This window comes from Kitasatospora sp. NPDC057542, assembly GCF_042801945.1.
In the GTDB taxonomy this organism is placed as follows: domain Bacteria; phylum Actinomycetota; class Actinomycetes; order Streptomycetales; family Streptomycetaceae; genus Kitasatospora.
The window spans coordinates 74,981-82,867 of sequence record NZ_JBHVFE010000003.1 but is presented as its reverse complement, the minus strand read 5'-3'; the positions used below and the strand labels follow the sequence as shown (position 1 = coordinate 82,867).

Here is a 7,887-nt window from a genome sequence, read left to right as displayed (position 1 = left end):
GCCGGGCGCCGTACGAGGTTCGGCGGTGGCGAGTCCGGCGGCGTCAGAAGCGGGTGAGGCGGTGGGCCAGGTCGCGGGCGTGGGCGGCGGCGGTGGGGCCGCGGGTGGGGTCGGGGGCTTCGGAGAGGAAGACCAGGGCGAGCATCAGGGCGGCGTCCAGGCGGCAGGCGAGGAGGCACGGATCGTCCTCGCCGGGGACGGGGGCGATGGTCGCGTAACCGGCGCGGAGGGCGGTGAGGTCGAGGTCGTTCTCGGGGTAGCGGGCGTATTCGGCGAGGCGGCCGAACTCCAGGGCGGGGGAGCCGAGCAGGGTGTTCGACCAGTCGAGGAGGGCGGTGGTGCGGCCCTGGTGGCGGCGGATGTTGGAGCTGCGCACGTCGAGGTGGAGGAGGCTGCTCTCGGTGAGGGGGGAGAGCCGGCGGGCGAGGAGGTCGGCGGCCGGGGGCTCGGGCCAGTCGTCGACGAGGCGGGCGAGTTCGGACCAGCGGCGGGCTATCCGGGTGGTGAGGGCGTCGATCGTGCTGCCGCCCTCGGCGGCGACGGGGCGCAGCCGCGGCGGGGGCACCCGGTGCAGCCGGGCGAGGAGTTGTCCGAGGGCGTGGGAGTCGAGCGGGGAGCCGTCGTCGGGGACGTAGTCGGAGAGCAGCACGTCGGGGGAGCCGGGGTCGTCGGCGAGGACCAGCTCCCGGGCCCGGGCGACCGGCAGGCCGTGCTCGGCCAGGTGCCGGGCGATGGCGTACTCCTGGACGAGCAGGGCGCGGGTGTCCACGTGCGGGTCGTTGGCGTTGGAGTCGAACCGCCGGTGCGCGAGCCGTACGGCGACCGGTTCGCCGTCCCGCCCCCGGGCCCGGAAGACGGTGAACTCCAGGCCCTTGCCGACGAGTTCCAGGCCGCTGAGGCCCCACTGCTCGGCCAGCCGGTCCAGTAGGGCGAAACGCTCACTCATGGTGCATCCTCGGGAGTCTTGCGACGGTCGGTCACCCTGCTGTCCCTCAGCAGGGCGTAGGCGATCGGCAGGCAGGTCAGCAGGGTGACCACGCCGCCGAGGGCGAAGGCGGCGCGCGGGCCGGCCGAGGCGCTCACCCGGCCGAAGACCAGCGCGCCGAGGGGCATCGCGCCCCAGGCGAACAGCCGGTAGACGCCGGTGGCCCGGCCGAGCATCCGGTCCGGGATGATCGTCTGGCGCAGCGATACGGCGACGACGTTCCAGACCATCAGGGCGAAGCCGGTGAGGCAGTAGGCGACGGTGACCACCCACACCCGGTCGCTCGCCCCCACCGCCAGGCCCGCGACGCCCATCAGGGCCAGGTTGCCGACCAGCGCGGGGACCCGGCCGATCGCCGTGGTCAGCCGGCTCGCGACCGTGCTGCCGACCACGCCGCCGATCGCGCCGGCGGCCAGCAGTGCCCCGTACGCGGAGTCCGGGAGCTCCAGCACGTCGCGCACCAGGATGACGAAGACGGCGATCTGCCCCAGGTACACGGCGTTGATGACGCCGGCGGAGACGGTCAGGGCGCGCAGCAGCGGGTCGCGCAGCACCAGCGCCACGCCCTCGCGGATGTCGGCCAGGAGCCGGGGCTTTTCGGCGGGCGGCGCGGTCCCGGGCTCGGGTGCGGGCCCGCGCACGCCGCGCAGCAGTGCCGCGGAGACCAGGAAGGAGACCGCGTCGAGCAGCAGCGGCACCGCCCGGCCCACCGTGAACAGCACGCCGCCGACGACCTGCCCGAGCAGGTCGCGGCCGACGGTCTGGACGGCGAAGAGCCGGCCGTTCGCCGACTCCAGCCGCTCCTTGGGGACGACGCTCGGCAGCAGCGCGAAGGACGCGCAGTCGAACAGCACCTCGCCGACGCCCAGCAGGAACGCGGCGGTGAGCAGCGGCCAGAAGGTCAGCCGGTCGGCGGCGAGCAGCACGACGGTGAGGACCAGCACCGCGGCGCGCAGCAGGTCGGCGAGGACCATCAGCAGGCGCCGCTCGAAGCGGTCGGCGTACGCCCCGGCGGGCAGGGCGAACAGCAGCCAGGGCACGGTGGTCGCCGCGGTGACCGCGGACACCTGGAAGGCGTCGTGCAGCACCGCGGTGGACAGCAGCGGCAGCGCGGCGAAGCGCATGCCGTCGCCGACCGCGGAGGAGGCCGCGGCGCCGATGACCCGGTGGTAGCCGGAGACGGGGCGGACGGTGGTGTCGGTGCTCACCCGCGCGGCTCCGCGGCGGGGCCCTGCCACGCCGAACCGCCCTGCCCCGCCGAGAAGACGGCGCAGCGCAGTTCGCTGGTGTAGCGGTGGCCGTCCACGTCCAGCCAGCGCTGGTCGGGGGCGGGCAGCATCTCGGAGATCTCCAGGGTGCCCTCGGTCTTGGCGGCCAGCCGGCCGAGCTGCCGCACCAGCAGCGGGGACTCCCAGTCGACGTAGACCGGCTTCGGCTCACCGGGGACCTTGACGAAGACGTGCCGCGGCAGCCGGTGCTCGGCGCGCAGCCGGCAGGCGGCGACGAACTGCGCGGCGTCGTCCCGGCCCTTCTGCCGGCCGAGGGCGGTGGTGTCGCGCAGCCGGGCGGCGGGGATGCGCCAGGTCTCGCGCTGCAGCACGACGCGGCCGCAGCGGATGCGCGGGATGTGCGCCAGGTCGGGGGCGTCCAGTCCGGCGCCGCCGAAGTGGCGGGGGAAGGCGAACGGGGAGAGCGGGTCCTGCCGGATGCTCGGGCCGCCGGCCGGGGGCGCCATCAGGCGCAGCCGGCCCTCGACGCCGTGGGCGCGCAGCTCCAGCCGGTCACCGCGCAGCACCAGGTACAGCTGGGAGGGCTGCAGCACCCGGTCGCGGGACTGCGCGGAGCGGCCGTAGACCTCCAGGTCGTGGCAGGGGTAGACGAGTTGGGTGGAGGACTTGTCGGGGTGGCCGCGGGACAGGTTGGCGAGCACCTCGTCGTCCGCGAGCAGGGACCGGTAGCCGCGGTACACCTCGGAGAGCAGTTCGGGGGTGTGCTCCTGGATCAGTGGGCCGAAGCTGGTGTGGGTGATGACCTCCCGCACCGCGTGGCAGTCGCCGATGACGGCGGTGAACCGGCCCTCGGCCAGGTCCTCCCGGCTCTTCGCGGCGAACAGGATGTCCGGGTCGCAGACCGCCGGCGGGCTGCTCGGCTGGGTGGCGAGGACGGCCGCCATCCGCTCCCGGTCCACCACGACCTCGGAGCGGTCCGGGTCCGTCGCGGCCTCGCCGAGCAGGGCCGCGCCGATCGCCCGGTCCAGTTCGGCGAGTTCGGCCTCGACGGCGAGGCACTCCCGGGCGATGGACTCCCGGTCGCGGAAGAACTCGGCGTAGAGCACGTCCAGCGGGATCTCGACGCCGGGACCGAACCGCTCGGCCACCCACCGGGTGAGGATGACCAGTTCGCGCCGCATCCGCAGGCGCGGGCCGGCCAGCACGGTCTCGTACACGATGGACAACTCGTCCGTGATGAAGCGGGCGAGGTCCGGGCCGACGGTGAGGTCGGCCGGGCGGCCGCGGGCCTCCTCGAACAGGATGCTGCGGTCGGCGTAGTGCAGGCCGCTGTTGCGGTTGGCGGGGCCTTTGGTCAGCTGCTCGAACCGGGCCTTGGTCTCGGCGAGCGCGGCCGCGCGCTCGGGCAGCGGCAGCCGGGCGAAGCGGGTCAGGTCCGCCTCGAAGCCGTCGATCGCGGTGAGCAGCGGGGCGGCCGGTTCGGCGGGGGCGGCGAGCAGCTGCTCGCGCAGGGCGGCCAGCGGCCGGTGGTCGCCGATCGGGATCTCGAACTCGACGACCACCCATTCGCGGTCGGCGAGTTCGGCGAGGACCCGGTCGAAGGGGACGGGGCAGCGCAGCTCGTCCTGCCAGGCCTGCCGCAGTTCGCGCAGGGTGCGTTCGCCGTCGCAGTGCTGCCACAGCCAGGCCTCGTACGGTTCCACCGGCCGCCCGCCGAGGTGCCGGAAGTCCCAGTCGGTGTCCAGGCCGTCGCGGGTGGTGAAGGCGTACAGGTCGATCCGGCCGTCGCGCAGGAAGGACAGCGGGCGGCGACGGGGCCGGGCGTGGTCGAGCAGGCCGGGGACGGCGGCGGCGCTCTGGGCGAGCTTCTCGGCGGCCCAGTGGCTGAACAGCGCCCGCCGTTCGAGCTCCCGCTCGCCGGACCAGGTGATGCCGGGGGCCGTGCCGACCCGGCCGGGGGTGAAGGGGCCGAAGTGCGAGTGGGTCTCGTTCTTGGTGGTGACCCGCTGGAGGTACATGGTGAGCAGGTCGGTCATCTTGCGGGTGCGCCGGCCGGTCGAGCCGTCGAAGCCGTCGAGCCATGCGGCGAAGGTGGGGTAGGCGGAGTCGTTGGAGAGCAGCAGGACCTGCCGCAGGCGTTCGTCGCCGAAGGCCGCGACCACGGCGGCCCCGGCCCGGTCGAGGCGCTCCTGGTGCCGGGCGGCGAACCGGGCCTGCTCCTCGGCGAACCGCCGGGCGGCGTCCTGGTAGGTGCGCAGGGCGGCGGCCGCCTCGGCGGGGACGGCGGCGGCCGCGGTGGCCAGGTCGGGCTCGGGGACGGGCAGCAGGAAGCCGGCGGGGGAGGACAGCCTGGCGGCGCCGGGCACCGGGTGCCGGCGCAGGGTGGCCTTGAACTCGTCGGCCAGCGCCTTCAGTTGCCGCCCCTGGGCGACGAGTTCGCGGGCCTCTTCGGCGGCGGCCGGGTCCGCCAGGGGCGCGAGCAGTTCCATCGGGAAGCCGGCCTGGCGGAGCACGACGACCGGCGCGAGCTGCCAGGCGACGTGCACACCGGGGTCGGTGGTGGTCCGGGGGTCGTTGACGGTGGTCACAGCCTCACCTGGGAAGTCGCAGGGACGGGAGGACGGCGGTCGTGCAGGGCGTCCAGGACGGCGAGCGGATCGGCGGGGAGCACGGGCAGCAGGCCGGGGCGCGGCGCCCAGGGCTTGACCCGCACCCCGTGGTAGTCGGACCCGGCGGTGGAGACCAGGCCGAGCCGCTCGGCCGCCTCGGCGAGCCGGGTGCTGTCGGCCGGGGTGTGCCAGCTCGTCCACACCTCCAGCCCGGCCAGGCCGGCCGCGCGCAGCGGCTCCAGCAGCGCCGCGCACCGCGGGGCGTCCAGGCCGGCGGTGAGCGGCCCGGGGTGGGCGAGGACGGCGACCCCGCCCGCCTGCTCGATCCAGGACAGCACCTCCACCAGGCCGGGGTTGACCGGGTGTTCGACGTGCAGCGGCCGGCCGGGCCGGCACCAGTCGGCGATGAAGCGGGCGAACCGGTCGTCGCCCTCGCCGTACGGGGCGAACCGCGGGTCGCCGGCGGCCGCCTCCAGCAGCAGGGCCAGGTAGTCGTTGACGTAGGCCACCCGGTCGCCGCCGATGCGCCGCTCGACGTCCGCGTGGTCGAGCGGCACGCCGAGGGCGTGTGCCCGGTCGGTCCAGGTGTGCCACCAGGCCAGTTCGGCGTCGTGGACGCGCCCGATCCGCTGCCGGAACCGTTCGTCGCCGGGGTCGACGAAGTAGGCCAGGCAGTGGGTCTCCTCGCCGCGCCAGGTGGTGGTGATCTCGCAGGCCGGTACCACGGTGAGGCGCCCGCCGGCGGCCCGCTCGAAGGCGGCGACGCCCGCGACGGTGTTGTGATCCGTCACGGCGGCCACCCGCAGGCCGGCCCCGATGCACCGCCGGGCCAGTTCGGCCGGCGCCTCGTCCCCGTCCGAGTGCCGGGTGTGCAGGTGCAGGTCGACCGGGGTGGCCAGGGTGGCGGGCGCCCCCCGCATCAGCGGGCTCCGGGCAGGGTGCGCCGCCAGGAGGCGGCCAGCCAGCGTTCGTACTCGGGGCCGGACGGGTCGTCCACGACCAGGCAGAGCGGCTCGATGATCCGCCCCGCACCGCCGGCCAGGCCGCCGTGCAGCATGGTGAGGTTGTGGCCGAGCAGGAGGTCGCAGTGCTCGCCCGGGGCGAGGACCTCCCAGCGGCGGCGGAACTGCGCCCAGGTCAGGCCGGTGGCCATGAGCACCTGGTGGCAGAACAGCCGGGCCGCCTCGCCCCGGCACTCGCCGCACGCACAGCTGTCGGCCAGCGGCACGGCGGTGGGGAAGCGCCGGCGCTCCTCCTTGGTCAGCACCGCCTCGCTGTGGTGGAAGGACAGGCCGTGCCAGAGCGGCTCCTCCAGCCCGAGCATCGCGCCCACCGAGGGGTAGGCGCAGCCGTGCTCCGGCTGGCGCTCCAGGCCGCGGCGCAGGTTGTCGCCGAGCCAGCGGGCCGCGGTGGCCGCGGGGTCGGCCCCCCGGTCGATGCCGCGCCGCTCCAGCACGTCGTCGATCACGCCGAGCCAGTCGTAGTACGTGGTGACGCTCAGCCCCTCGCCGACCTCCGGCAGGAAGATGCCCTGGTACATCTTGTGCGCGGGGGTGGTGGTGTACCCGGAGTCGCCGTAGGTGCGCCGGGACGGGTCCCAGTCGGGGGCGTCCTGGAGGCTGGGCGTCAGGTACGAGCAGTGCTGGCCGTCGTGGTGGGGCAGCAGGGTCCGGGTGGTGTAGCCCTCGGGCACATAGGTCTGCTGCGCCCTGTCGGCCTCCAGGCGCATCCGCTCGGGGGCGCCGCGGGCGATCAGTGCGGTGCGCACGCGCTCGACGATGCCGGTGGACAGCCGGCGGCTGTCCTCGACGCCCAGCCGGAGCCGGCCGATCCGGAAGACCGCGTAGCCGACCCGGTGGATGACCTCGACGGCCTCGGTGGCGAGCGCGTCCAGCGCCCGCTCACGCTCGGCCGGGGCGCCGGAGACCAGCGGGGTACAGTCGAACTGCGCTTCGTGGGGCGTGAATCTCACCGGTGCTCCAGGGGTGCGGAGGGGGCGGCGGGGGCCCAGGGCGCGAGTTCGGCCGGGGCTCCCTCGGTGCGGAACAGGAACTCGAAGAGCAGCCGGGCGGCGATCTGCGCGGTGCCGCCGGACGGGTCGTAGCGGGGCGCGATCTCGGCGATGTCGACGGCGCCGACGGGCAGCGCCCGCAGCTCCTCGTAGACGTCGAGGAGGTCGCCGATGCCGATGCCGCCCATGGTGACGTGCCCGGTGCCGGTCGCCGCGGCGCTGTCGAGCACGTCGATGTCGAGGGAGACGTAGACCGTGTCGCAGCGCGAGCCGAGCTCCTCGATCACCGGGCGCAGGGCCGCGGCGGCGCCGTCCCGGGTGATCTGGGAGCCGGGCACGACGTGGAAGCCGCTGTCGAGCAGGCCGCGGAACTGGTCGTACTTGGTGACGTCCCCCACCCCGACGAAGGCGATGTCCTCCGGGCGCATCTGCGGGATCTCGCTGATCCGGCGGGAGTTGGAGCCGTGGTAGAGCGGCCCGTGCAGGGTGCTCCAGTTGCCGAAGTCGAAGTGGTGGTCGATGTTGATGAACCCCACCCGGCCGGCGCCGCGGTCGAGCCGTCCGGCGCGGAAGCCGGCGAAGGTGGGGAAGGTGCAGGAGTGGTCGCCGTTGAGGAAGATCAGGCGCGGGGCGTTCCGGCTCAGCCGGCGGCTCTCGGCGGCGACGGCCTGGAAGGTCTTCACCGTGTCCGTCGGGTAGATGTGCAGGTCGCCGGCGTCGGCGACGCGGGGCGCGTGGTAACGGAAGGTCTGCCCGGTGCGGGTGTCCAGCATCCGCCACTGGCCCAGGCTGGTGAGGTAGCTGGAGAAGACCAGGCTCGCCTGGCGGATCGCCCGCGGCCCCTCCGCGGCGCCGGGCCGGGAGCTGGCGGTGGCGTCGAAGGGCACGCCGGACACCACCCAGCCCTGCTCGCCGACGTCCACCTGGTCGGCGCTGGTGGTGGGGGCGCCGAAGAGGGTGCCGACGCCGGCCCAGCCCGGCAGCGGGTCCTGCTCGAAGTCCTCGGGTTTGACGCTGTTCCGGAGCGCTTCGAAGTCGGGGAGCTCGGTCATG

6 protein-coding genes are annotated in these 7,887 nt (G+C 74.9%); all 6 read right to left on the bottom strand.

Going from position 1 to position 7,887, the window contains the following annotated elements; genetic code table 11:
- Window positions 1-43 precede the first annotated feature (43 nt).
- From ACFU7Y_RS01050 to ACFU7Y_RS01025, 6 genes are read right to left on the bottom strand one after another with little or no spacing between them, the layout of a single operon-like run.
- Window positions 44-946 (bottom strand): phosphotransferase family protein, encoded by a 903-nt coding sequence (locus tag ACFU7Y_RS01050; protein WP_380765862.1) that lies wholly within the window; start codon window positions 944-946, stop codon window positions 44-46.
- On the bottom strand, window positions 943-2,193 hold the full coding sequence (locus ACFU7Y_RS01045) for an MFS transporter (protein WP_380765861.1): 1,251 nt from the start codon (window positions 2,191-2,193) through the stop codon (window positions 943-945). The genes ACFU7Y_RS01050 and ACFU7Y_RS01045 overlap by 4 nt, the downstream gene beginning before the upstream one ends.
- On the bottom strand, window positions 2,190-4,802 hold the full coding sequence (locus ACFU7Y_RS01040; RefSeq protein ID WP_380765859.1) for a lantibiotic dehydratase: 2,613 nt from the start codon (window positions 4,800-4,802) through the stop codon (window positions 2,190-2,192). Before ACFU7Y_RS01040 ends, ACFU7Y_RS01045 begins: the two co-directional genes overlap by 4 nt.
- Window positions 4,799-5,743, bottom strand: a complete 945-nt coding sequence (locus ACFU7Y_RS01035) for a PHP domain-containing protein (protein WP_380765857.1) — start codon at window positions 5,741-5,743, stop codon at window positions 4,799-4,801. Before ACFU7Y_RS01035 ends, ACFU7Y_RS01040 begins: the two co-directional genes overlap by 4 nt.
- Complete coding sequence (locus tag ACFU7Y_RS01030) at window positions 5,743-6,795, bottom strand: hypothetical protein (protein ID WP_380765855.1); 1,053 nt, start codon at window positions 6,793-6,795, stop codon at window positions 5,743-5,745. The genes ACFU7Y_RS01035 and ACFU7Y_RS01030 overlap by 1 nt, the downstream gene beginning before the upstream one ends.
- The gene (locus ACFU7Y_RS01025) at window positions 6,792-7,886 is read right to left on the bottom strand and encodes an arginase family protein (protein WP_224275095.1); all 1,095 of its coding nucleotides are present in this window, start codon (window positions 7,884-7,886) and stop codon (window positions 6,792-6,794) included. The genes ACFU7Y_RS01030 and ACFU7Y_RS01025 overlap by 4 nt, the downstream gene beginning before the upstream one ends.
- Window position 7,887 lies beyond the last annotated feature (1 nt).